Genomic DNA, 22,607 nt, shown 5'->3' with positions numbered 1-22,607 from the left:
CAGCGGAAGGTCCACCGGGCCCGCGTACCCTGAATGGTCGGTGACCTGCCGCCTCGAAGGGGAGACGATGACCAAGCAGCCCGGCCGCGTCCCAGCCGCGGAGTCGGACGAGCCGGCGGTCGACCCGGCCATCCCCAACGGCCGGCCCGTGCCCGCGCCCGGCGCGGGGGTGCTCGCGCTGCTGGCGCTCGGTTGGCTGGCCGCCATGCTCTGGTCGACCCGCGAGGCGATCACCTCCTCGGCGGCCGGGGTCACCGCGATCAGCCTCTCCGCGTTCGCCCTGCCCGGCGTGATCTCCGCCGCGCTGGTGGCCGGGGCGGCCGTCGCCCTGGCCTTCGGCAACCTGCTGTCCCGCCGGTACGGCGACGGGATCACCCTGCGCTTCGTCGGGGCGATCGGGGCGGGGATGCTGGTCGGCCTGGCGGCCGCGCTCGCGATCAACCTCACCTACTTCGACACCTCGACCACCAACGTGATCGCCGGCACCACCGCCGCCGCGGCGATCATCGGTGGCGCGGTCGCCGGCGCGCGGACGGCAGCGGCCGTGGGTGCGGTGTCGGCCGCCGCACTGGGCACGCTGGTCTTCGTGGTCGCGTTCAGCCGCGCCCGGGACCCGCTCTTCAACCTCTTCGGCGCGGGCGACAGCCAGGAGTCGCTGGTCAACGCGGCGAAGTGGGTGTCGCGCACCGAGTCGCTCGTCGCCGGCCTGCTGGCCGGGCTGCTCGCCTTCGGCTACCTGAGCTGGGCACGGCGGCGGGCCCTCCGGCGGGATCCGGGCACGCCAGCGCTGCGCTGGCCGGCGTACCTGCTCGCCGGGGCCGGGCCGGGGCTGCTCCTGCTGCTCGCCGAGGTGATCATCCGGATCGGCGGCCGGTCGCTGCTGGACCTGGCCGGCGCGCTGAGCGAGGCGGACGCGGTGGCGCAGACCTCGCTGGGCACCTCGCGGGTCGACAACGGCATCTGGGTGCTCTTCGTCGGGGCTTTGACCGCGCTCATCGCGTTCGGCCGCACGCTCGGCCCGGCCCGGTCCGACGACGACGAACCCGTCGCGGCCGACGACTCCCCCGCTCTGGACGCGGACCAGCCGGACCCGACCGACGCGGACCCGGCCGAGGTGGACCGGGCCCGCTGACCCCGGCCGGCCTCCGGGCTCAGCCGCTCGCGCGCAGGAGCAGGTCCATCTCGCTCACGTCGTACCACTCCAGCTCGTGGTCCTCGGCGCCGTCGACGGTGAACTGGGCGTCCGGGTCGCCGGCGGCGGCCTCGGCCACCACGTCGGCCGCCGCGGCGATCTCCTCGGCCGCGTCCGTGCCGTCCACGTGGATCGCCGCGACGGCACTCACCGGCACCGCGTCGGCCAACGTCACCGTGCTGGAACCCAGCTCACCATCACCCCGGCCGAGCGCGGCGCGCGGGAGGTCGGCCGAGACGACGACCCGGCGGCGGGGCGCGGCCGGGTCGGCCCGGAGCAGGTGCAGCGCGTCCTGGGCGGCCCGGGTGAACGCGACGTACTCCAACTCCTCCTCATCGCCCTCGGCGTACCACTCGCGCAGCGCCGGGGTCACCGCGTGCGCCTGGTCGGCGGTCAGCCCCTGCTCACGCAGGCGGGCCAGCATCGGTACGGTCGCCGGCACGTACACCCGGACAAGCTCGTCGGTCACCGGTCGTCTCCCCGCTCAGTCCTCCACCGGCGGCCGCCGGCACGGGCGCAGATCATGCCGCACGCCGTGACCGTCATACACCTCGCCTCCGCCCGGTGGAAGTTCCCCGCCGGTGTGTCCCGCCGTACCTGGTTCGTCGCCGGGCTGCAGGGGTGCTGGGCGGCCAGGGCCGTCGATGGCAAACTGAGGCAAACGACATCAACCCCGGGAGTTCCTGTGGAGCCGAGGTTCCTGCTGCTCTCCGACGTCGCCGCCGAGCTGAACGTGTCGGACTCGCAGGTCTACCACATGGTGCGCAGCGGAGAACTGCCGGCGATCAAGATCGGCGGCCGCGGCCAGTGGCGGGTCGAGCGCGCCCGGCTGGAGGAGTACATCTCGCACAAGTACGCCGAGACCGCCGACTGGGTCCGCGGCAACCCACTCATCGACCGGGACACCGAGTAGCCCCCGCAATCCCCTCTGCCATTGACCGGTGCCGTTCCATCACTCAGGGTCGAGCGTGTCGAAGGCAAACGGAAGCAAACGCAAGATCGAAGGGGGCAGCGGTGAGTGATTCGCGATCCGGTCCGTCCCGGCCACCCGTGCGGCTGCGCCCCGCCCGCCGATCGACCCGCCGTACGCCGACGAGGCCGACGGGGCGTACTGGCCGGCGCCGACCCACGGCCAGCTCGCCCTCGACCTGTTCGCCTCGACGCGGCCGGATCCGGTCCGGCCGCCGGACCGCCGCGCCGCACTCCGCCGTGGGTGCCCACCCGGCCGGCCACCCACCCGGGCGCGCCGCTGCCCCCGTCGACAGCCCCGGAGGCGACCCGGGCCGCGCACTGCTTCGTCGGCACCTGCCTGGGGGTGGTCAACGGCTACCGGTCGCCAGCGCAGGTGCGGCCACTGCTCGACCCGGCCCGGGCCGCCGAGCTGCTGACCGAGCTGGCCCGCGCGTCCGGCCGGGCCGGGTCGCCCCGCCGCCGCGCCCCGCGACCGGTGGTCCGGCTACTCCGGTTGCGCGCCTGCGAGCCCCGTTAGGCCGCCGTGGAGGCGGCCGCGGTGCTCACCGGCGCGGGCAGCCGGAGCTGGGCGAGGGCGATCCGCCTCGAGCATCGCCGCGGCCGCTGGCTCTGCACCGCCCTGCACATCCTCTGAGCGGACCATCACCCCACCCGAGACTCCCGGTCGGGCCGGGGAAGGCTGCCCGAGACGGCCGGTCGGCCCGGGGACGGCTGCCCGGCCGCCGGTCGGGCCCGGGAACGGCTGCCCGGCGCCCGGTCGGGGGTTGATCAACTCCATATCGCCGATATCGCGGCATCACGCCAAGACACCACGACATCGCCGATACCGAGTCGATCACCCCGACTGGCGGGCCCGATCCCGCCCCGCGGATCCGGCACGGCGGCCTCGCGCGCCTCACAGGACCCGGCACGGCGGGCACCCCGGCATCCCGCACGGACCGGCACGGCGGGCATCCCGGCGTCCCGCACGGACCGGCACGGCGGGCATCCCGGCGCCTCACACCGGCCGGCGCGGCGGGCGAGCCCCACCGGCCCGTGTCTATTGCCAGTCCGGGCCGGCTCGCGGCGACGGTGCTGGAGACGCCGACGGGCCCCGGCCAGATCGGCCAGGGCCCGTCAGAGTGCTGTCGGTCAGTTGCCGCCGTTGGGGGCACCGTGGCAGCGCTTGTACTTGCGGCCCGAGCCACACGGGCACGGCGCGTTGCGGGACGGGCCGTTGCTGGCCTCGGCCTGGTTCGGCGCGGGGCGTCGGGCGGCGGCCGACGGGACCGCCGGGCCACGCAGCCCGGAGGCCGGCCGCTGCGGAGCCGACGGAGCCGTCCTGCCCGGCGCCGCCGGGGCACCCGGGGCCGGTCGACCCACACCAAGCGCAGGGGCCTGCTGCTCGGCTTGCTCGACGGCCACAGCACCGGGGCTGGACTCGCCGTCGTGGGTGGGGCCGGAGTATTGCAGGCCCTGTCGCTGCGGCGCGCGGTTGAGACCCTTCGCCCGGATCTCCACCGGCTTGTCGAGCAGCGCGACCTCCTCCGACTCCGCGGCCGGCTCCGGCTCGGTCACCTGGACGTCCACGTTGTAGAGGAAGCCGACCGTCTCCTCCTTGATGCCGTCCATCATGGTGGCGAACATGTCGAAGCCCTCGCGCTGGTATTCCACCACCGGGTCGCGCTGGGCGTACGCCCGGAGGTTGATGCCCTCCTGGAGGTAGTCCATCTCGTAGAGGTGCTCGCGCCACTTGCGGTCGATCACCTGAAGCAGCACCATCCGCTCGAGCTGGCGCACCCCCTCGGGGCCGAGCTGCTCCTCGCGCCGGTCGTACGCGGCGTGCGCGTCCTCCTTGAGCCGGGCGACCAGGAAATCGGCGTCCATGCCGGCCCGGGAACCGCCGGCCTCCTCCTCCAGCTCCTCGATCGTCACGCCGACCGGGTAGAGCTGCTTGAGGCTGGACCAGAGCTGCTCGAGGTCCCAGTCCTCGCCGTAGCCCTCGGAGGTGGCGCCCCGCACGTACGCCTCGACCGTGTCGTCGATCATGTTGCGGACCTGGTCGGAGAGGTCCTCGCCGTTGAGCACCCGCAGCCGCTCGGCGTAGACGACCTGGCGCTGCTTGTTGAGCACCTCGTCGTACTTGAGCACGTTCTTGCGGATCTCGGCGTTCTGGCCCTCGATCTGGGCCTGGGCGCTCTTGATCTGCCGGGTGACCATCTTCGACTCGATGGGCACGTCCTCCGGGATGTTGAAGCGCTCCATCACCGCCTCGACCGCGCCGGCCCGGAAGCGCCGCATCAGCTCGTCCTGCAGCGACAGGTAGAAGCGGGACTCGCCCGGGTCACCCTGCCGGCCGGCGCGACCACGCAGCTGGTTGTCGATCCGTCGGGACTCGTGCCGCTCGGTGCCCAGCACGTACAGGCCCCCGGCGGCGGCGACCTCGTCCGCCTCGGCGTCGCAGGCCTGCTTCCAGTTGGGCAGGACCTCCTCCATCGCCTTGGCGTACTCCTCCTCGTTCTCCAGCGGGTCGAGGCCGCGCTGGCGCAGCTCGTTCGCGGCGAGGAACTCGGCGTTGCCGCCGAGCAGGATGTCGGTGCCACGGCCGGCCATGTTGGTCGCCACGGTGACCGCACCCTTGCGCCCGGCCTGGGCGACGATCTCGGCCTCCCGGGCGTGGAACTTGGCGTTCAGCACCTCGTGCGGGATGCCCCGCCGGCGCAGCAACTGGGAGAGGATCTCGGAGTTTTCCACCGAGACCGTGCCAACCAGCACCGGCTGGCCCATCTGGTGCCGCTCGGCGATGTCCTCGATCACCGCGTTGAACTTGGCCTTCTCCGTCTTGTAGATGACGTCCGGCCGGTCCGCGCGAACCATCGGGCGGTGGGTCGGGATGCTCACGACGCCCACCTTGTAGACCTTGTTGAACTCGCTCGCCTCGGTCTGCGCCGTACCGGTCATCCCGGACAACTTGCTGTAGAGGCGGAAGTAGTTCTGGAGGGTGATGGTGGCCAGGGTCTGGTTCTCCTGCTTGATCTCCACCCCCTCCTTGGCCTCGATCGCCTGGTGCATGCCCTCGTTGTAGCGACGGCCGTGCAGGATGCGACCGGTGAACTCGTCGACGATCAGGACCTCACCGTCGCTGACGATGTAGTCCTTGTCGCGCTTGTACAGCTCCTTGGCCTTGATGGCGTTGTTCAGGTAGCCGACCAGCGGAGTGTTCACCGACTCGTACAGGTTGTCGATGCCGAGCCGGTCCTCGACCTTGGCCACGCCGCGCTCGGTGACCGCGATGGTGCGCTTGGAGTGGTCGACCTCGTAGTCGCCCTCACCGTCGGTGCCGGGCTGGAGCCGGGCCACCACGCCGGCGAACTCGCCGTACCAGCGGGCCGAGTGCTCGGCCGGGCCGGAGATGATCAGCGGGGTGCGTGCCTCGTCGATCAGGATCGAGTCGACCTCGTCGACCACCGCGAAGTTGTGGCCCCGCTGGACCAGTTCGTCCTTCGACCAGGCCATGTTGTCGCGCAGGTAGTCGAAGCCGAACTCGTTGTTGGTGCCGTAGGTGATGTCGCACTCATAGGCGGCCTTGTGCTCGCTGGCTGGCCGGTTCGGCAGCACCACGCCCACGGTCAGCCCGAGGAACTCGTGCACCCGACCCATCCAGGCCGCGTCGCGCTGGGCGAGGTAGTCGTTGACGGTGACCACGTGCACGCCGTCGCCGGAGAGCGCGTTGAGGTAGACGGCCATGACCGAGGTCAGCGTCTTGCCCTCACCGGTCTTCATCTCGGCGATATTGCCGAAGTGCAGCGCCGCGCCGCCCATCACCTGGACGTCGTACGGCCGCTGGCCGAGCACCCGCGCGGACGCCTCGCGGGCCACCGCGAACGCCTCCGGCAGCAGGTCGTCGAGGGTCTCGCCGTCGGCGAGCCGCTCGCGGAACTGCTCGGTCATGCCGCGCAGCTCCTCGTCGGTGAGGTTGACGTAGTCGTCCTCGATCGAGCTGACGGCGGCGGCGATGGCCTTGAGCCGGCGCACCATGCGGCCCTCGCCCGCGTTAAGGACCTTTTCCAGAATCGACACGGATCAACGCTCCCCTAGACAGTCTCGAACCATCGTAGGCGCTCCATCGGCGCGATGGTCACTGGTGGCGGCGGTCCACCCCGCCGAACCCGACATAACTCGCGCACCGGGTGCGTACCGAAGGTTATCCGGTTACGCCGTCGGCGAACGTTCCGGCACGATGCACGGGTGGAGCCTGTGGAGATCATCGAGGACGGCCTGCTGTTGCGGCCCTGGCGGGAAGCCGACGCCGACGCGGTGCACCGCGCGTGCCAGGACCCGGACATCCAGCGCTGGACCACCGTACCGCGCCCATACCTCCCGGAACACGCGCACGGATTCGTCACCGAACTGAGCCGGCGGGCCTGGGCGGAGGGCACCGGCGCACCATTCGCGGTCTGCGACCCGGTCACCGGCGACCTCCTCGGCTCGTGCGGGCTCGTCTCAATCAGCGGCGCCGGCACCGGCGAGATCGGCTACTGGACGGCCCCGTGGGCGCGTGGCCGCGGGGTCACCGTCCGGGCTTCCCGCGCGGTGGCCCGCTGGTCCTTCGAAACGCTCGGGCTGCGCCGGCTGATCTGGCAGGCCGAGGTGGGCAACCACGCCTCCCGGCTGGTCGCGCTCCGCGTCGGGTTCCGGATCGACGGCCTGCTGCGGCTGGCCGACCCAGCGCCCAACGGCAGCGCGGACGGCTGGATCGGGTCGCTGCTGCCCGGCGAGGTGCCCGCCCCCGGGGCCACCGGGCCGGCCGGGCCGGGCACCCTGGCCGCCCGGCGGGCCGCCGTCTTCGGCCGCCCACAGCCCACCCTTTTCGCCACCGCCGGGGCCGGCGAGCTGCTGCTCCGGCCGATGGAGGAGCAGGACCTGGACGCCGTGGTGGAGACCTGCCACGATCCGGAGACCATCCGCTGGACGACGGTGCCGGACCCGTACGAGCGCGCCGACGCGCAGTGGTACCGGGGTTTCAGCCGGGAAGCCTGGGCCCGGGGAGACGCCGCCTGCTACGTGATCGCCGACCCGGACGACCGGTACGCCGGCTCGATCGACCTGCGGCTCTCCCCCGCCGACCCGCTGCTGGCCGACGTGGGCTTCATGACCGCCCCGGCGGCCCGCGGCCGCGGTTACATGCCGGCCGCGCTGGCCGCGCTGAGCGCGTGGGGCTTCACCACACTGGGCCTGGCCCGGATCGAGTGGAAGGCGAACGTGGGCAACACGGCCTCCCGCCGGGTGGCGGAGAAGGCGGGCTTCGCCTTCGAGGGGACGGCCCGGGGCGGAGTGCAGCACCGGGGTGAGCGGGTGGACGCCTGGATTGCCGCACTGCTCGCCGAGGACCTGACGTGACCATCGAACACGTCGTCGAGGCGCACGGGGTACGTCTGCGCCCGTTCCGCGCCGACGACGCCGCCGACGTGGTCGCCGCCTGCGCGGACCCGGTCAGCCAGCGGTTCCTGCCGAACCTGCCGACGCCGTACACCGAAACCGACGCCCGCTGGTGGATCGACTCGGGTGCCCCGGCGGCCTGGACCGGCGGCGGCGCGGCGTACGCGATCGCGGACCCGGCCACCGACCGGCTGCTCGGCGGGGTCGGGCTGAGCAACCCGGTGCCAGAACGGGGTCAGGCCGAGATCGGCTACTGGGTGCGGCCGGCGGCGCGCGGGCGAGGGGTGGGCGCCTCCGCCACCCGCGTGCTGAGCGAGCACGCGTTCGCCACCGGGACGATCCGGCTGGAGCTGCTCACCGACCCGGAGAACGGGCCCAGCCAACGGGTCGCGCTGGCCGCCGGCTTCCGGTACGAGGGAGTACGCCGATCCGCCGGCTCGAGCCGGGGCGGCGGGCGGCACGACCTGCTGGCCTGGGTACGCCTCGCCGGCGACCCGCCCGGCCCGACCGCCCGGCTGCTGCCGGACCTGCCCGGCGGGGTGCTCACCGATCAGGTGGTGGCACTGCGCCGCCTCGCCCCGGACGACGCCGAGCTGATGTACCAGCTGCACAGCCGGCCCGAGGTGGTGGCCAACCAGGCGCCGCCGGTGCCGCCGGAACGGGCCGCGATCGAGCGGCGCTGCCGGCTCGCGGAGAGCGGGTGGCTGACCGGCGACATCGCCCGACTGTTGATCACCGACCTGGCCACCGGCGAGCCGGCGGGCAGTTGCGGGTTGTCGTACACCGATGTGGCCAGCGGCGAGGCGTCGCTGGGCTACGCGTTGCTGCCCGACTGGCGGGGCCGGGGGTACGCCACCCGGGCCGTCCGGCTGCTCGCCGGCTGGGCGTTCGGGCCGGCCGGTATCGCCCGGCTGACCGCTGGCACCGTGCCCGAGAACACCGCCTCCCACCGCGTGCTGGAGCGGGTCGGCTTCCACCGGGAGGCCCTGCAACGTGGCCGGCTGCCCGGTCTGGCCGGCACCCGGCTCGACGACCTGACCTTCGCCCTGCTACCCGCCGACCTCCGCTGACAGATCATGGAGTCGTGGTGGGCGCTCCGCACCGGTTCGCGGCGTCCGCACCCACCACAACTCCATGATCAAGCCGGGTCAGGACCCGTCAGATGGCGAGGGAAATGATGCCGTAGTCGTAGGCGTGCCGGCGGTAGACGACGCTGGGGCGGCCGGACTCCTTGTCCTGGAACAGGTAGAAGTCGTGGCCGACCAGTTCCATCTCGAAGAGCGCGTCGTCGATGGTCATTGGTTCCGCCGGGTGCACCTTTTCCCGGGCGATGTGCCATGGCTGCTCGTCGTACTCGTCCTCGACCCGCTCCGCGACGGCGGTGCCGGCGCGGGCGCCGTCACCCGGCGCGCTCAGCGGGGCGGCCACCAGGTCCTCGACCGGTAGGCCGGCGGTGGCGGCGGCGACGGAGATCGGCGCGTGCCGGCCCCGGTGTACGCGGCGACGGTCGGCTGCGCGGCGCAGCCGGGTGTCGAGCTTCGCGATGGCCGCGTCGAGCGCGCTGTAGAAGTCATTCGTGCATGCCTCGGCCCGGATCACCGGGCCCCGGGAAACGCAGGTGATTTCCACCCGCTGGCAGTGGTCGGCTTGGCGCGGATTGCGCTCGTGAAACAGCTCGACATCGACACGAATGAGTTTGTGGTCGTAGCGTTCGATCTTTGCGAGTTTCTCGGCTACGTGCACCCGGTAATGGTCCGGCACTTCGACGTTACGGCCCTTGACCACGATGTCCACGTGACCTCCCTTGTTCGGACGGTCTTCGATCCGGTTACCCGGTCGCGCGCCGTGGGGAGCCCCGCTGGCGTCGACCGGTCAGTGCGGCTACGCCTCCTCTCACCGCCGGAGGCGGGTGGGATGACCTCCTACCCCCGACAGCGAAACGCTAACTCCTGTTCGCCCGGCAGTCACCCCAAGTTGCCGAGACCGCCCGAAATTTTTCGCAGCTCATACACCAACGGGTGAAACGGAAACACGAACGGTTACGAACGGCGTCTTTTCTCGGTTGCCGCGAGCACCGCGGCGACAGTCGGTGCCTGCCCGGTCGCGGCCAGCACGCCGGCAGATGCGGCCAGGGTGACCCCGGTGGTGACGATGTCGTCCAGCAACACCACGACGGGTGCCACGGCCGACGTGCCGCCCCCGCCCCGGGCACCGGCACGGGGCCGGAAGGCCGCCTGGGCCGCCGCGGCCCGGCCGGCGCTGTCCAGCCTCACCGAGTCGGCCGGGGCAGCGCCCGCAGCGGCCGGTGCACCCGCACCGGCCAGCCGGCCCGGGTGAGTCGCGCCGCGCAGTGCCGGGCCAGCCGGTCCAGGTGGTCGCCGTAGCGGGCCCGGGCCGCCGCCGCGGTGTCCGGCACCGGAACCAGCGCCAGCGGACGGGCCCCGCCGACCGCCGCCGCGACGACCTCGGCGAGCAGCGCGCCGAGCGGGCGGGCCAACCCGTGCCGGCCGTGCTCCTTGTACGCCAGCAGAGCCTCGCGCAGCGGGCCGGCGTATGGGCCGAGGGCGACGCAGGGCGGCAGACCCGGCGGGACGGGGGTCGGGTGGACCGACCGAGGGCGCAGCGCGTCCAGCGCCGCCACACAGGCCGGGCAGATTCCGTGCCGCAGACCGGGCCGACGCTCCCGGCAGCCCGCACAGTCGGTGGGCAGGACCAGGTCGCCGAGGTCGGCCCAGAGCCCGCACGACGTCAGTAGAGGAAGAACGGGGCCGACGGATTGCTCGGGCGGACCCCGGTCGGGGGTGGGGTGACGTCCCGCACCTGTTCGACTTCGATCCGTTCGAACGGACTGTTGCGGTAGGCCACCCCGTTCGCCTCGTACATGTACGCCCCGCTGGGCAGCGGCACCGTGCGGTTGGTCGGGTACGCCGTCAGGTGGGTGACCCTGGCACCCACGTCGGTCTTCAGCGGCGTCTCCAGCGCACCGTCCACGCTGATTTCGTAGATCGCCGGCTGGCTGGCCGACCCGGCCACCACCAGCCGGGCCTCCCCGCTCCAGTCGACTGCGCTGAGGCCGGTCAGCGAGGTGACCAGCGCCCGGGGCGGGCCGATGGAGACCCCGCCGCCGTCCAGGTTGACCGCCGCGACGTAGAGCCGGCCGCCGGCGATCAGCGCGACCCGCTGGCCGTCCAGCGACGCGGCCACCGCGGTGACCTCGGCGGTGGGCAGGTTGAGCGGCACCTGGTACATCCGGGCGGCCTCGTCGAAGCGGTAGAGCCGGCCGTCGGCCACCACCAGGCCCCGGCCCGGTCGGGAGTCGACCGTGCGCAGCCAGACCGGACGGCTGATCGAGGCGTAATCCAAGACGCTCCGGTTGAGCCCGGGGACCGGATCACGGCCGGTGCCCACCGCGAGGCGCTGCCGGCCCTTGCCGCCGGTCACCACCATCGCGGCGAGGATCCGGTCCTCGGCCCGCGCGAGGCTGGCGGACACGATGTTGCGGTTGATCTCGGCCACCAGCGGCACAGCGCCGTCGGGCTCTCCAGGGAAGTCGAGTGGGCGGATGGCACCCTCGTACACGCCGAACCGCTGCGGGCCCACTTTGATCGGGTAGAGCTGCTCGGACAGCCGGAGCTCGTTCAGATCCCGCACGGGCTGCGAGTTGTTGCGGACCTTCAGCTCCAGCTCGCCCTGCCGGTTGCCCAGCGACCAGGCGAGCTGGGTGATCAGCCGGTCGATCTGGGTCTGGTCGTCACCGGACATGTCCAGGTTGACCTCCCACCGGCCGTTCGCGCCGGTGGCGTTGTTGATCAGCTCGGTGCGGTCGGGCAGCCCGACGACGCCGGGGCGCAGCCAATCGGACGGGCCGCCGACCAGCCATTTCACCACCTCATTGACGCGGCGTTCGTCCGGCACCGCCAGCGGCAGGTAACGCTGATCGGGCACCAGCCGGCTGCCGTCGGAACTCCAGAAGTAGATCGACTCGTCCTGGTAGTACTCCTGCAGGGCGTTGTCGGTGAGCAGCAGCACGTTCGGCGGGTCGAGGACGTACAGGCCGGCGCGCTCGTCGTCACCGCCGAACGCCGCGCTGCGCAACGAGAACTGGTACCCCGTCTCGGTCGCCACCGGCGGGGCCAGGGTGCCGTTGGCCCGCAGCAGGCCGATCTGCTGCACCTTGATCGTCACGGTGGTGGTCGAGTCGCTCTCGCCCCTGAACACCGCCTCCCGCAGCCGGACGACGGTCAGCGCGACCTCGCTGCCCTTCTTCTCCTGCAGCCGGGACTGGTGCTCCGGGGCGATGAACTGCTTGACCCGCTCGTAGGCCCGATCCGGCTCGCCAGCGGCGGCGGACAGGAAGTTGCGCACGAACGCGTTGGTGTCGCTGCCGCTGGCCGTACGCGTCGGCGGCTCACTGCTACGGCCGCCGACCGAACCGGCCTCCGTCGCGGCCCCGCCCTTGCCGTCCACCCGCACGTCGGACGACGCCGGGATGCCGCATCCGCCGCCCAGCAGCAGCGCCGCGCCGAGTGCCCCGATCAGGAGCTGCCGCCTCACGATCGCACCTCCGCACGCTGTCCGTCCTCGGCCGGCGCCGGGCCGATCGCCAGCGTGCCGTCGGTGCCGGGGCCGATGGCCAGTGGGCCGCCGTCCCGGGGGCCACCGAACGGCAGCGCGGCGTCAGCGGGCACCAGCCGCAGCGGCGAGGTCGTCAGCCGGTCACCCGCGCGGGCCGGCAGGGTGAGCCGGAACTGCGCGCCCTGCCCGGGCGCACCCCACGCCTCCAGCCAGCCGCCGTGCAGCCGGGCGTCCTCGAGGCTGATGGACAGGCCCAGACCCGTGCCACCGGTCTGCCGGGCCCGGGACGGGTCCGCCCGCCAGAACCGGTTGAACACCAACTTCTCCTCGCCCACCTTGAGTCCCACGCCACGATCCCGGACAGTGATCGCCACGGCGGTCTCATCGATGCCGAGAGTGATCAGCACCGGACGTGCCTCACCGTGCTCGACGGCGTTACCGACCAGGTTGCGCAGCACCCGCTCGACCCGGCGCGGGTCGACCTCGGCGATCACCGGCGTGCTCGGCAGGTCCAGTTCGATCGGGACGCCCACCCGCTCGGCCAGGCCGGCGAGCCGGTCGACCACCCGGTGCACCACCGGCACCAGGTCGGTCGGCTCGGCGTCCAGCATGGCGAAGCCCGCGTCGAACCGGCTGATCTCCAGCAGGTCGGTGAGCAACTCCTCGAACCGGTCCAGCTCGGCCTGGAGCAGCTCGGCGCTGCGGGCCACCGCCGGGTCGAACTCGTCGCGCTCGGCGAAGATCAGGTCGGCGGCCATCCGGACCGTGGTCAACGGGGTACGCAGCTCGTGCGAGACGTCGGAGGTGAACCGGCGCTGCAACCGGGACATCTCCTCCAGGCGGAGGATCTGCCGTTGCAGGTTGGTCGCCATCTGGTTGAACGACGCGGCGAGCAGCGCCAGGTCGTCCTCGCCGTTGACCACCATCCGCTGGTCGAGCAGGCCGGCGGAGAGCCGCTGGGCCGTCCGCGCGGCGACCCGGACCGGATTGACCACCAGCCGGGTGACCAGGGCCGCGAGCAGCCCGAGCAGGATCACCAGGGCGACGCCGGTCGCCACCACGGTGGCTCGGGCGTCGGCGGCCGTGACGTCCTGCCGGGTCAACGGCACGAGGTAGTAGAGCTCGATCTGGCCGAAGCGGGTGGGCACCGGCGAGCCGTACACCAGGTATTTGGTCGGCTCCCCGGTGAGCCGGCCGGTGCGGACCTGGCTGGCCACCTTGCCGTCGGCGACCGCGGCCCGCAGCTCCCGGCTGATCAGCGGCTGGACGTTCGCCGCGGGCGCGGTGCGGGTCTGGATGGCGTTGGGGTAGCCGTCGGCGGTGATCGCCACCACCACACCACTGGTCTGCTGGGGGTCGCCACCGGCCAGGTAGTTGACCGTGCCCTCGATGGTCTCCTGGAGCTGCGCCTCCTGCGGCTGACCGTAGAGGGAGACCTGCCTGGCCGCGTAGCTGGCGCCGCTGTTGACGCGCTGCCGGACGTCGGTGCGGGCGCTGTCGAGCAGGATCGTGGTGATCTTGTCAGCGATCAGGTACGCGAAACCGCCGACCAGCAGGCTGGAGGCGACCAGCGTGATGGTGACCACCCGCACCTGGAGCGAGCGGCGCCAGGTCTGGTGCACCCGGGCCACCATCCGGGCACCCCGCCCGCTCAGCGCACGCCAGAACTCCCAGCCGGCGCGAGGCAGGCGGGCAGCTGTCGTCCGAGGGTGCGGGGGCGGGGAGGTTGACACAGTGTGACCAGGTTATCCGGTCCCCGCCTTATAGCCCACGCCCCGCACGGTGAGGATGATTTCCGGCCGCTCCGGGTCCGGCTCGATCTTGGCGCGCAGCCGCTGCACGTGCACGTTGACCAGCCGGGTGTCGGCTGCGTGCCGGTAGCCCCAGACCTGCTCGAGCAGCACCTCGCGGGTGAAGACCTGACGCGGCTTGCGAGCGAGGGCGACCAGCAGGTCGAACTCCAGCGGAGTCAGCTTCACCTCCTCGCCGTTGCGGCTGACCGTGTGCGCGGGCACGTCGATGGTGATCTGGTTGCCGGGCGGCCCGATGGTCAGCATCTCCGGTGCCACGTCCTCGCCCCGGCGCAGCCGGGCCCGCATCCGGGCGACCAGCTCCTTGGGCTTGAACGGCTTGACCACGTAGTCGTCGGCGCCGGACTCGAGGCCGAGCACCACGTCGACGGTGTCGCTCTTGGCGGTCAGCATGACGATCGGCACGCCGGACTCGGCTCGGATCAACCGAGCTACATCGATGCCGCTCATACCGGGCAGCATCAGGTCGAGCAGGACGATATCGGGACGACTGTCGCGGAACGCCGCCAACGCCCGCTCGCCGTCGGCCACGAACGAGGGCAGGAAGCCCTCGCTACGCAGCACGATGCCGAGCATCTCGGCGAGCGCGGGGTCGTCGTCGACCACCAGTACCCGGGCTCTCATGGGATTAATATTGCATCCCCGTTCAGTTCGGTGGGACCGGCGTCACCCGGTAACGGCCAGCGCCGCCGGCAAGCTTGTCACCGCGACCCGTGGCGGCGGCGCCACGTGGTGCGGGGCCCGGCACGGATGGATCCCGACCCGGACCACCCATGATCCCCCTTCGGTGCCGTCCGGCGCCACCGCCGCTTCGGCCGGTCGCGCTGTCCCGATTCGGACGGCGGTCAGCCGAAGAGGGCCCGCCCCCAGTGATCCCCGCCGTCACGCACGCCCGGCGGGCAGGCGAACAGGCCGCTGGAGACGTGTCGGAGGTATTCGTTCATCACGTCGTGCCGGGCCAGCTGGGTCTGGATCGGCACGAACTGCCGGCGCGGATCCCGCTGGTAGGCGATGAAGAACAGACCCGCGTCGAGCCGGCCGAGGCCGTCCGAGCCGTCGACGAAGTTGTAGCCGCGCCGCAGCAGGTGCGCGCCGTTGTTCCGGCTCGGGTGGGCCAGCGTGACGTGGGCGTGCTCGGCGATCAACGGCTTCCCGTCGTCACCGCGCGCGGCGAAATCCGGCTCGTCGAACTCGTCGGTACGGCCCAGCGGGGCGCCGCTGCCCTTCGTCCGACCGACGATCTCCTCCTGCTCGGCCAGCGAGGTCCGGTCCCACGTCTCCACCAGCATCCGGATCTTGCGGGTGACCAGGTACGAGCCGCCGGTCATCCAGTCCGGCCCGTCGCCCGGCTGCACCCACAGCTGGTCGCGCAGCAGGTCGGTCGCCTCGGCCTTGAGGTTGGCCGTGCCGTCCTTGAACCCGAACAGGTTGCGTGCCGTGGCCTGCTCGCGGGAGGTCGACGAGGTACGGCCGAAGCCGAGCTGCGACCAGCGGACGCTCACCACGCCCATGCCGAGCCGGGCCAGGTTGCGGATCGCGTGCACCGCCACCTGGGGATCGTTGGCGCACGCCTGCACGCAGAGGTCGCCGCCGGAGAGCTGCGGCTGCAACGCGTCGCCGGGGAACTTCGGCAGCTCGGCCAGCGCGGCCGGGCGCCGGTCGGCGATGCCGAACCGGTCCCGGCCGTCGGCGTCGCGGAACAGCGTCGGCCCGAAGCCGATGGTCAGGGTCAGCTGCGAGGGGGGAAGGCCGAGCGCCTCGCCGGTGTCGTCCGGCGGGGCCTCCGGCATCCCACCCACCGCACCGAGCACCCCGGCGTCCCGCCCGGCGGTCATCCGCGCGGCGGCGGCCGTCCACTCCTGGAGCAGCTCGACCAGCCGGGCGCGATCCTTGGTGATCACGTCGAAGGCGACGAAGTGCAGCCGGTCCTGGGCCGGGGTGACGATGCCGGCCTGGTGCTCGCCGTGGAACGGCACCGCCCCCGCCGGGTGGTCGCTGGCCGCGGCCGGGTCACGGGAGCCGCTCATCAGCGCGCCCGCGCCGGCCGCCACCCCGGCGACTCCGGCCACCCCGGCACCGGCGAGCGTGATCGCTCGCCGCCGGGTCAACCTGCTCCCGCTCATCGACTCGACCCTCCCTGTCCTCCGGTCACCGGGCGACGACTGCGGCGACCTTGCTGATCGGCTCGGCGAGGGCGTTGATGCCGTCGGAGAGCTCCTTGAGCTCGGCCTTGCTCAACGCGGTGTGCAGCTTCCACCCGTCGCCCTCGCGGTGCTTGCCGAGCAGCGCCTCGACGTTGGTGAACTCGGTGTCCAGCTGCTTGACCAGCTCCGGCGAGCGCTGCTCCAGCGCCGGGCGGAGGGCGGACACGGCGGCCTTGGAACCCTCCAGGTTGGCGGAGAAGTCCCACAGGTCGGTGTGCGAGTAGCGGTCCTCCTCGCCGGTGATCTTGCCGCTGGCAACCTCGTCGAGCAGTTCCTTGGCACCGTTGGCGAGCTGGAGCGGGGAGAGCTTCTCCGCGTTGGCCTTGGCCACGATCTCCTTGACGTCGACCAGCAGCCGGTCGGCGATCGGGCCGTCCTTGCTGATGTCGCCGGACTGCCAGAGGTCCTTCTCGATCCGGTGGAAGCCGGTGAACTCCATCCCCTCCTCGATGACCTCCTCGCGGCCGTCGATCTTGGGGTCGAGGTCGCCGAAGATCTCGGCCACCGGCTCGATCCGCTCCCAGTAGGTGCGGGCGACCGGGAAGAGCGCCTTGGCCTTCGCCACGTCGCCGGCCTTGACCGCGGCGACGAACTCCTCGGTCTTCTCCAGCAGCGCGCCGGTCTGGCTCTTGACGTAGCGCTGGTAGTTGTCGGTCGCGCCGGCCAGCGCGGCGTCGGCGGTCAGCGGCTCGGCCGATCCGCTGACCTTAAGCGCGCCGCGGATGCCCTTGCCGCTCATCCCCGGCTTGCAGGCCGTCTCGTACGTGCCGGCCGGCAGCTCCACGTGCAGCTCACGGCTCAGCCCGGGGGCGATGTTCTCCACCTCGCCCATCACTCGGTCGCCGGAGGCGTACACGTAGAACTCGGTCACCTTCGCGCCGGAGTTGGTGATCTTGAAGGTGGCGGTCCCGGCACCGAGGTCGGTCGTGCCGACCTCACAGGCGGTGTCGGTGGCCTTGACCACGATCGGGCCGCCGGCCCCGGCCGCGTCACCCTTCTCGGAGTCGGAGCAGGCGGCGACACCGGTCGTCGCCAGCACGCCGGCAGCGGCCAGCGCGAAGAATCGGGTGGTACGCATCTGAGCTGTCTCTCCTCGTGGGTCAGGCACGCTGCGGCGTGGACGCCGCCTCGGCCCCGGTGCCGGTGTCGGCCCCGCGCTCGGTGGCGGTGGTGGTGGTCGCGGTGTCGCTCGCGCCGGTCGTCGGAGCCGTCCCGGCTCCGGGGCCGGCCGGCGCCGCGACGGGTGCCGGCGTACGGCGGGTCGGGCGCAGGAAGAGCAGGAGGACGGGCACGGCGTACGCGACCCAGGCGATCGTCTCCAGCACGGTGGGCGCGGGGGTCACGTTGAACATCCCGGCGAGCAGCGCGGCGTACCAGGTGCTGGGGTCGAGCGCGGTGGTGATGTCGAAGGCCAGGTCGTTCAGGCCGGGAAGGACACCGGCCTCCTGGAAGTCGTGCACGCCGTACTTGAGGATGCCGGCGGCGACCAGGATCAGCAGCGCGCCGGTCCAGGTGAAGAACTTGCTGAGGTTGATTCGCAGGGCGCTGGCGTAGAGCAGCACCCCGAGCGCCACGGCGGTGGCGATGCCGCCGATCAGCGCGAGCAGCGGTCCGCTGTCGCCGGCCGCGCCCTGGGCGGCGGAGTAGAAGATCAGCGCGGTCTCCAGGCCCTCCCGGATCACCGCCAGGAAGGCCATCCCGGCGACCGCGAGGGACCCGACGGCCAGCGCCTCGGTGAGCTTGCCGCGCAGCTCGCCGGCGATGGTGCGGGCAGCCCGGCGCATCCAGAAGATCATCCAGGTGACGAAGACCACGGCGGCGACGGAGGTGATCGCCTCGAACAGCTCGCGGTCCTCGGAACGGGCCAGCAGCGACGTCGAGGTGTACTCGATCAGCCAGCCGAAGAGCACCGAGAGGGCCACGGCCAGTGCGACGCCCGCCCAGACCTGGGGCAACCGGTCCCGGCGCTGCGACTTCACCAGGAAGGCGACCAGGATGCTGACCACCAGGGTCGCTTCCAGGCCCTCCCGCAGACCGATCAGGTACGTGGCGAACATCCGAGCTCCGAGATCATTAGGCCTGCCTCAGCTAACTTAGGGCAGCCATACCTTCCTCCAGTTCAGAGGCCTCGTCAAGTCGTTCATGGAATGCTCACCGGCCGTCCGCCGGTCGACGATCAGCCGCCCGCGGTCCCGCTGTGAAAGGATCGCCGCTGTGAAGGGATTCCTGCCGTGGCTGACGGTGCTGGCCGTGGTGCTGCTGCTCAGCGCGCTGCGTTTGCGGCCACTGGCCACCGTCGTGTCGCTCGGCTGGTTGGCCTGGTGCATCTGGACCTGGTTCCGCCCCGCCCGCCGCGGCCCCCGTTCGGGCTGACCCACCCGCCGGGCCGAACCGCCCCCCGCGCCGGAACGACGAACCCCGCTGGGCACGGAGACGACGAACCGGGCCGGCTGCGAACAGCCGACCCGGTACGGAAGCGTCGATCAGTAGCGGTAGTGGTCCGGCTTGAACGGACCCTCGGTGGAGATGCCCAGGTAGGAAGCCTGCTCCTTGGTCAGCGTGCTCAGCTTGGCGCCGAGCGCGCCCAGGTGCAGCCGGGCCACCTTCTCGTCCAGGTGCTTGGGCAGCACGTAGACGCCGATCGGGTACTCCTCGGTCTTGGTGAACAGCTCGATCTGAGCGATCGTCTGGTTGGAAAACGAGTTCGACATCACGAAGCTCGGGTGCCCGGTGGCGTTGCCCAAGTTCAGCAGGCGGCCCTCGGAGAGCACGATGATGGCGTGCCCGTCGGCGAAGCGCCACAGGTCGACCTGCGGCTTGATGTTGACCCGCTCGACGTCGGAGCGCTTGGCCAGGCCGGCCATGTCGATCTCGTTGTCGAAGTGGCCGATGTTGCCGACGATGGCCTGGTGCTTCATTCGCGCCATGTGCTCGTTGGTGATGACGTTGAAGCAGCCGGTGGCGGTGATGAAGATGTCCGCCTGCTCGACCACGTCGTCCAGGGTGGCCACCTGGTAGCCGTCCATCGCCGCTTGGAGCGCGCAGATCGGGTCGACCTCGGTCACCACGACCCGGGCGCCCTGGCCGCGCAGCGACTCGGCGCAGCCCTTGCCCACGTCGCCGTAGCCCATCACGACGGCCATCTTGCCGCCGATCAGCACGTCGGTGGCCCGGTTGATGCCGTCGATCAGCGAGTGCCGGCAGCCGTACTTGTTGTCGAACTTGCTCTTGGTCACCGAGTCGTTGACGTTGATCGCCGGGAAGAGCAGCGTGCCGGCGCGGTGCATCTCGTAGAGCCGGTGCACGCCGGTGGTGGTCTCCTCGGTGACGCCCTTGATGCCGGAGGCGATCCGGGTCCAGCGCTGGCCGTCCTCGGCGATCGAGCGGTGCAGCAGCTCGAGGATGACCGCGTACTCCTCCGAGTCCGCGGACTCGACCGGCGGCACGGCCCCGGCCTTCTCGAACTCGGCGCCCTTGTGCACCAGCAGGGTGGCGTCGCCGCCGTCGTCGAGGATCATGTTCGGGCCCTGCCCGTCCGGCCAGGCGAGCACCTGCTCGGTGCACCACCAGTACTCCGGCAGGGTCTCGCCCTTCCAGGCGTAGACCGGGACGCCGGCGGGGGCGTCGGGGGTGCCGTTCGGGCCGACGACGATCGCGGCGGCGGCGTGGTCCTGGGTGGAGAAGATGTTGCAGGACGCCCAGCGCACCTGCGCGCCGAGGGCGACCAGCGTCTCGATCAGGACCGCGGTCTGGATGGTCATGTGCAGCGAGCCGGTGATCCGCGCACCGGCGAGCGGCTGCGCCTCGGCGAACTCCCGGCGGATCGACATCAGGCCGGGCATCTCGTGCTCGGCGAGCTGGATTTCCTTGCGCCCGAACTCGGCGAGCGACAGATCCGCCACCTTGAAGTCGCCTTCGGCGAGCGTGCTCGGCCGGGCCTCGGACGGCGTACCGCTGGCGGACGCCGGGAGGGTGCTGGTCATGAAAGCTCCTGTCGAACGATGTCTGCGCCGACCCTCCACCTTACGCGCGCCGGCGACGGGCGCCCGGGGGACGGTCGGCGGACAGCGCACGGGGCGGTCGGTGATGGACAGAAAACACCGTCCACTCCCGCCGCCCCGTGCATCCCCCCGGTTTGGTTCCCCGCACGTTGTCGGACCGTCGTCGCGATAACGCTGCGTACTCATAGAGTCACACTCAGCCAGAGCAGCGTCAAGCTATTCCGGGAAAGTCGGACTTGCGGCGTGGCGCCGAGCGCGTCAGCGCAGCCCCGCGGTGGCCACGTACGCCTCACCGTCACCGCTGACCCGCAACGGCTCGCCCGCCGCGGTGCCGATCGCGGCCTGGCCGGACGCGAGCGTCAACGCGCCGGCCCCGTCGTCCACCGTGACCGAGCCGGCGCCGCAGAGCACCACCCGGGGACCGGGCAGCGGCAGCGTGACCGAGGGCACCGCCGTCCCGACCCGCACCCGGTGCAGCGCGAAGTCGTCCACCGGCACCGGCCAGCAGTCCACCCCCGGCCCGACCGGCTCGGCGGCCCGTACCGGATCCTCGAGCACCTCGAAGCGCAACACCCGCAGCAGCTCATCGGCGTCGACCCGCTTCGGGGTCAGCCCGCCGCGCAGCACGTTGTCGCTGGCCGCCATGATCTCCACTCCGCAGCCGTTCAGGTAGGCGTGCAGGTTGCCGGCGGGCATCCAGATCGCCTCCCCCGGCGCCAGGCCCACATGGTGCAGGAGCAGCGCGACCAGCACGCCCGGGTCCCCCGGGTAGGCCACGGCCAGCCGGCGGGCCAGCTCCGCGTCCGGGCCGTCGCCCGACGCCGCCAGCACTGAGCCCAGCAACTCGTCGCGCTCCGCGACCGGCCAGGCGAGCAGCGCCTGCACCGCCGTGCGCAGCCCCACCGGCCCCGTCCGCAACGCGGCGACCACCGGCGCCAACGCCGGTACGCCGAACGCGGCGAGCGCCTCGGCCGAGACCGTCGGGTCCCGGAACCCGCACAGCGCCTCGAACGGCGTGAGCGCCACCAGCAGCTCCGGCTTGTGGTACGGGTCGGAGTAGTTGCGCTCCCCCGGCGGGCGCCCCGCGTCCGCCGCGTAGCCCACCCGGGCCTGTTCGGCGTCCGGGTGGGCCTGCAGGCTCAGCGGAGCGTCGGCGGCGAGCACCTTGAGCAGGAACGGCAGCCGGGTGCCGAAGCGCTCGGACACCCGCTGGCCGAGCCACTGCCCCGGCTCGTCGCGTACCAGGTCGCAGAGGCTGACCCGGAGACCGGCACGATCCACGCTGGCCGGGGCGCTCGGGTGGGCGCCCAGCCATAGCTCCGCCTCCGGGCCGGCACTGGGCACCGGCCGCCCCTGCAGCAGGGCGATCGCGGAGCGGGACCCCCAGGCGTAGTCCCGGATCGGGCCGTACAGCAGCTCCACCCGTCAGCCCCCGGGCCGCCCGGCCGCCTCGCCCGACGCGTCCTGGGGCTGCGGTACGGCGGTGTCGGCGGCGGCACCGGTGCCGGCCTCGGCGGCGGTGGCGCTGTAGATGTCCGGCTCCAGGTAGATCACCCGGGCGATCGGCACCGCGGCGCGGATCCGCGCCTCCGCGGCGTTGATGCCCCGGGCCAGGTCCTGAGCGCTCTCGCAGGCCCGCACCGCGATCTTCGCGGCCACCATCAGCTCCTCCGGCCCCAGGTAGAGCGTCTTCATGTGGATGATCCGCTCCACTTCGGGGCCGTCGGTGATCGCCCGTTCGATGGCGTCCAGGTCGTGCTGCTCTGCGCCCTCACCGAGCAGCAGGCTCTTGGTCTCGATGGCCAGCACGATGGCGATGGTCACCAGCAGGATGCCGATCATGGCGGTGCCGGCGGCGTCCCACCGGCCGTTGCCGGTGATCAGCGTCATGCCCACGCCGAACAGCGCGAAGACCAGACCGACCAGTGCGCCGAAGTCCTCCAGCAGGACCACCGGCAGCTCCGGCGCCTTGGCCCGGCGGATGAAGCGCACCCAGGACTGATTACCGCGGATGTGGTTGGACTCCTTGATGGCGGTCCGGAAGGAGAACGACTCCATGATGATCGCCGCCACCAGCACGACCACCGGCAGCCAGTGCCAGGACTTGATGCCCTCCTCGTGGTCCCACTTGTGGTACGCCTCGTACAGGGCGAACAGGCCACCGACGCTGAACAGCACGATCGACACGATGAACGCGTAGATGTAGCGCTCCCGGCCGTACCCGAACGGGTGCTGCGGGGTCGCCTCCCGCCTGGCGCGCTTGCCGCCGAGCAGCAGCAGGCCCTGGTTGCCGGAGTCGGCGACCGAGTGGATCGACTCGGCCAGCATCGACGACGAACCGGAGAGCAGGAACGCGATGAACTTGGTGACGGCGATGCCGATGTTGGCCAGCAGGGCGGCGACGATCGCCTTCGTCCCACCGTTCGCGCTCACG

General features: G+C 72.1%; 17 protein-coding genes and 2 pseudogenes. 6 read left to right on the top strand and 13 right to left on the bottom strand.

The window, feature by feature from the left end:
• The first annotated feature begins 67 nt into the window (after positions 1-67).
• Entirely contained in the window at positions 68-1,132 is a 1,065-nt protein-coding gene (locus BUS84_RS28160) for a hypothetical protein (RefSeq protein ID WP_074317047.1), read from the top strand.
• 19 nt (positions 1,133-1,151) lie between these two features.
• On the opposite strand, the gene BUS84_RS28155 is transcribed toward BUS84_RS28160, so the two are convergent.
• A complete protein-coding gene (locus BUS84_RS28155; RefSeq protein WP_074317045.1) occupies positions 1,152-1,661 on the bottom strand; it encodes a DUF6912 family protein in 510 nt (169 codons plus the stop codon).
• 216 nt (positions 1,662-1,877) lie between these two features.
• On the opposite strand from BUS84_RS28155, the gene BUS84_RS28150 reads away from it, so the two are divergent.
• Positions 1,878-2,105: a helix-turn-helix transcriptional regulator gene (locus BUS84_RS28150; protein ID WP_074317042.1), complete on the top strand. Its 228-nt coding sequence runs from the start codon at positions 1,878-1,880 to the stop codon at positions 2,103-2,105.
• 105 nt (positions 2,106-2,210) lie between these two features.
• A pseudogene (locus BUS84_RS28145) lies at positions 2,211-2,798 on the top strand (Rv3235 family protein).
• A 497-nt stretch (positions 2,799-3,295) separates the two neighbouring features.
• On the opposite strand, the gene secA reads toward BUS84_RS28145, so the two are convergent.
• Positions 3,296-6,223: a preprotein translocase subunit SecA gene (gene secA, locus BUS84_RS28140; protein WP_074317040.1), complete on the bottom strand. Its 2,928-nt coding sequence runs from the start codon at positions 6,221-6,223 to the stop codon at positions 3,296-3,298.
• Positions 6,224-6,391: 168 nt separating this feature from the next.
• Here secA and BUS84_RS28135 point away from each other — a divergent pair, with 168 nt between their 5' ends.
• Positions 6,392-7,543, top strand: coding sequence for a GNAT family N-acetyltransferase (locus tag BUS84_RS28135; RefSeq protein WP_074317039.1), 1,152 nt, complete (start codon positions 6,392-6,394; stop codon positions 7,541-7,543).
• 2 nt (positions 7,544-7,545) lie between these two features.
• A complete protein-coding gene (locus BUS84_RS28130; RefSeq protein ID WP_074319181.1) occupies positions 7,546-8,652 on the top strand; it encodes a GNAT family N-acetyltransferase in 1,107 nt (368 codons plus the stop codon).
• 88 nt (positions 8,653-8,740) lie between these two features.
• Here the strand turns inward: BUS84_RS28130 and hpf are convergent, their stop codons facing one another.
• From hpf to efeU, 8 genes and pseudogenes are all read right to left on the bottom strand, one after another.
• The gene (gene hpf / locus BUS84_RS28125; protein ID WP_074317035.1) at positions 8,741-9,376 is read right to left on the bottom strand and encodes a ribosome hibernation-promoting factor, HPF/YfiA family; all 636 of its coding nucleotides are present in this window, start codon (positions 9,374-9,376) and stop codon (positions 8,741-8,743) included.
• A 245-nt stretch (positions 9,377-9,621) separates the two neighbouring features.
• Positions 9,622-10,334: pseudogene (locus BUS84_RS28120) on the bottom strand (ComF family protein).
• Positions 10,331-12,136 (bottom strand): LpqB family beta-propeller domain-containing protein, encoded by a 1,806-nt coding sequence (locus BUS84_RS28115; protein ID WP_074317033.1) that lies wholly within the window; start codon positions 12,134-12,136, stop codon positions 10,331-10,333. Before BUS84_RS28115 ends, BUS84_RS28120 begins: the two are co-directional and overlap by 4 nt.
• Positions 12,133-13,791 (bottom strand): MtrAB system histidine kinase MtrB, encoded by a 1,659-nt coding sequence (mtrB, locus tag BUS84_RS28110; protein WP_425293469.1) that lies wholly within the window; start codon positions 13,789-13,791, stop codon positions 12,133-12,135. Before mtrB ends, BUS84_RS28115 begins: the two co-directional genes overlap by 4 nt.
• A 111-nt stretch (positions 13,792-13,902) precedes the next feature.
• The gene (gene mtrA, locus BUS84_RS28105; RefSeq protein WP_074317032.1) at positions 13,903-14,592 is read right to left on the bottom strand and encodes an MtrAB system response regulator MtrA; all 690 of its coding nucleotides are present in this window, start codon (positions 14,590-14,592) and stop codon (positions 13,903-13,905) included.
• 221 nt (positions 14,593-14,813) lie between these two features.
• Positions 14,814-16,091 (bottom strand): iron uptake transporter deferrochelatase/peroxidase subunit, encoded by a 1,278-nt coding sequence (efeB, locus tag BUS84_RS28100; protein ID WP_074317029.1) that lies wholly within the window; start codon positions 16,089-16,091, stop codon positions 14,814-14,816.
• A 25-nt stretch (positions 16,092-16,116) separates the two neighbouring features.
• Complete coding sequence (efeO, locus tag BUS84_RS28095; RefSeq protein ID WP_074317028.1) at positions 16,117-17,250, bottom strand: iron uptake system protein EfeO; 1,134 nt, start codon at positions 17,248-17,250, stop codon at positions 16,117-16,119.
• 22 nt (positions 17,251-17,272) lie between these two features.
• On the bottom strand, positions 17,273-18,229 hold the full coding sequence (efeU, locus tag BUS84_RS28090; protein WP_167627084.1) for an iron uptake transporter permease EfeU: 957 nt from the start codon (positions 18,227-18,229) through the stop codon (positions 17,273-17,275).
• Between the two features lie 157 nt (positions 18,230-18,386).
• Between efeU and BUS84_RS38735 the strand changes: the two genes are divergently transcribed.
• Entirely contained in the window at positions 18,387-18,545 is a 159-nt protein-coding gene (locus tag BUS84_RS38735) for a hypothetical protein (protein WP_167627083.1), read from the top strand.
• A gap of 110 nt (positions 18,546-18,655) precedes the next feature.
• On the opposite strand, the gene ahcY is transcribed toward BUS84_RS38735, so the two are convergent.
• The 3 genes from ahcY to BUS84_RS28075 all read right to left on the bottom strand — a co-directional run bounded on the left by ahcY (position 18,656) and on the right by BUS84_RS28075 (position 22,606).
• Positions 18,656-20,155 (bottom strand): adenosylhomocysteinase, encoded by a 1,500-nt coding sequence (ahcY, locus tag BUS84_RS28085; protein ID WP_074317026.1) that lies wholly within the window; start codon positions 20,153-20,155, stop codon positions 18,656-18,658.
• Positions 20,156-20,431: 276 nt separating this feature from the next.
• On the bottom strand, positions 20,432-21,595 hold the full coding sequence (manA, locus tag BUS84_RS28080; RefSeq protein ID WP_074317024.1) for a mannose-6-phosphate isomerase, class I: 1,164 nt from the start codon (positions 21,593-21,595) through the stop codon (positions 20,432-20,434).
• A 3-nt stretch (positions 21,596-21,598) separates the two neighbouring features.
• Positions 21,599-22,606, bottom strand: coding sequence for a cation diffusion facilitator family transporter (locus BUS84_RS28075; RefSeq protein ID WP_074317022.1), 1,008 nt, complete (start codon positions 22,604-22,606; stop codon positions 21,599-21,601).
• Between the last annotated feature and the right edge of the window lies 1 nt (position 22,607).

The sequence above is a fragment of the Micromonospora cremea genome, from assembly GCF_900143515.1.
GTDB classification, from domain to species: domain Bacteria; phylum Actinomycetota; class Actinomycetes; order Mycobacteriales; family Micromonosporaceae; genus Micromonospora; species Micromonospora cremea.
The sequence above is the reverse complement of the archived record's forward strand: the minus strand, read 5'-3'. Positions and strand labels throughout refer to the sequence as shown.

What these genes read in the sequence shown, in the direction of transcription:
- mtrB (WP_425293469.1), bottom strand. Translation starts at nt 13,791, where the DNA reads ATGGTGGCCCGGGTGCACCAGACCTGGCGCCGCTCGCTCCAGGTGCGG.
- efeU (WP_167627084.1), bottom strand. Translation starts at nt 18,229, where the DNA reads ATGTTCGCCACGTACCTGATCGGTCTGCGGGAGGGCCTGGAAGCGACC.
- BUS84_RS28160 (WP_074317047.1), top strand. Translation starts at nt 68, where the DNA reads ATGACCAAGCAGCCCGGCCGCGTCCCAGCCGCGGAGTCGGACGAGCCG.
- ahcY (WP_074317026.1), bottom strand. Translation starts at nt 20,155, where the DNA reads ATGACCAGCACCCTCCCGGCGTCCGCCAGCGGTACGCCGTCCGAGGCC.
- efeO (WP_074317028.1), bottom strand. Translation starts at nt 17,250, where the DNA reads ATGCGTACCACCCGATTCTTCGCGCTGGCCGCTGCCGGCGTGCTGGCG.
- efeB (WP_074317029.1), bottom strand. Translation starts at nt 16,091, where the DNA reads ATGAGCGGGAGCAGGTTGACCCGGCGGCGAGCGATCACGCTCGCCGGT.
- mtrA (WP_074317032.1), bottom strand. Translation starts at nt 14,592, where the DNA reads ATGAGAGCCCGGGTACTGGTGGTCGACGACGACCCCGCGCTCGCCGAG.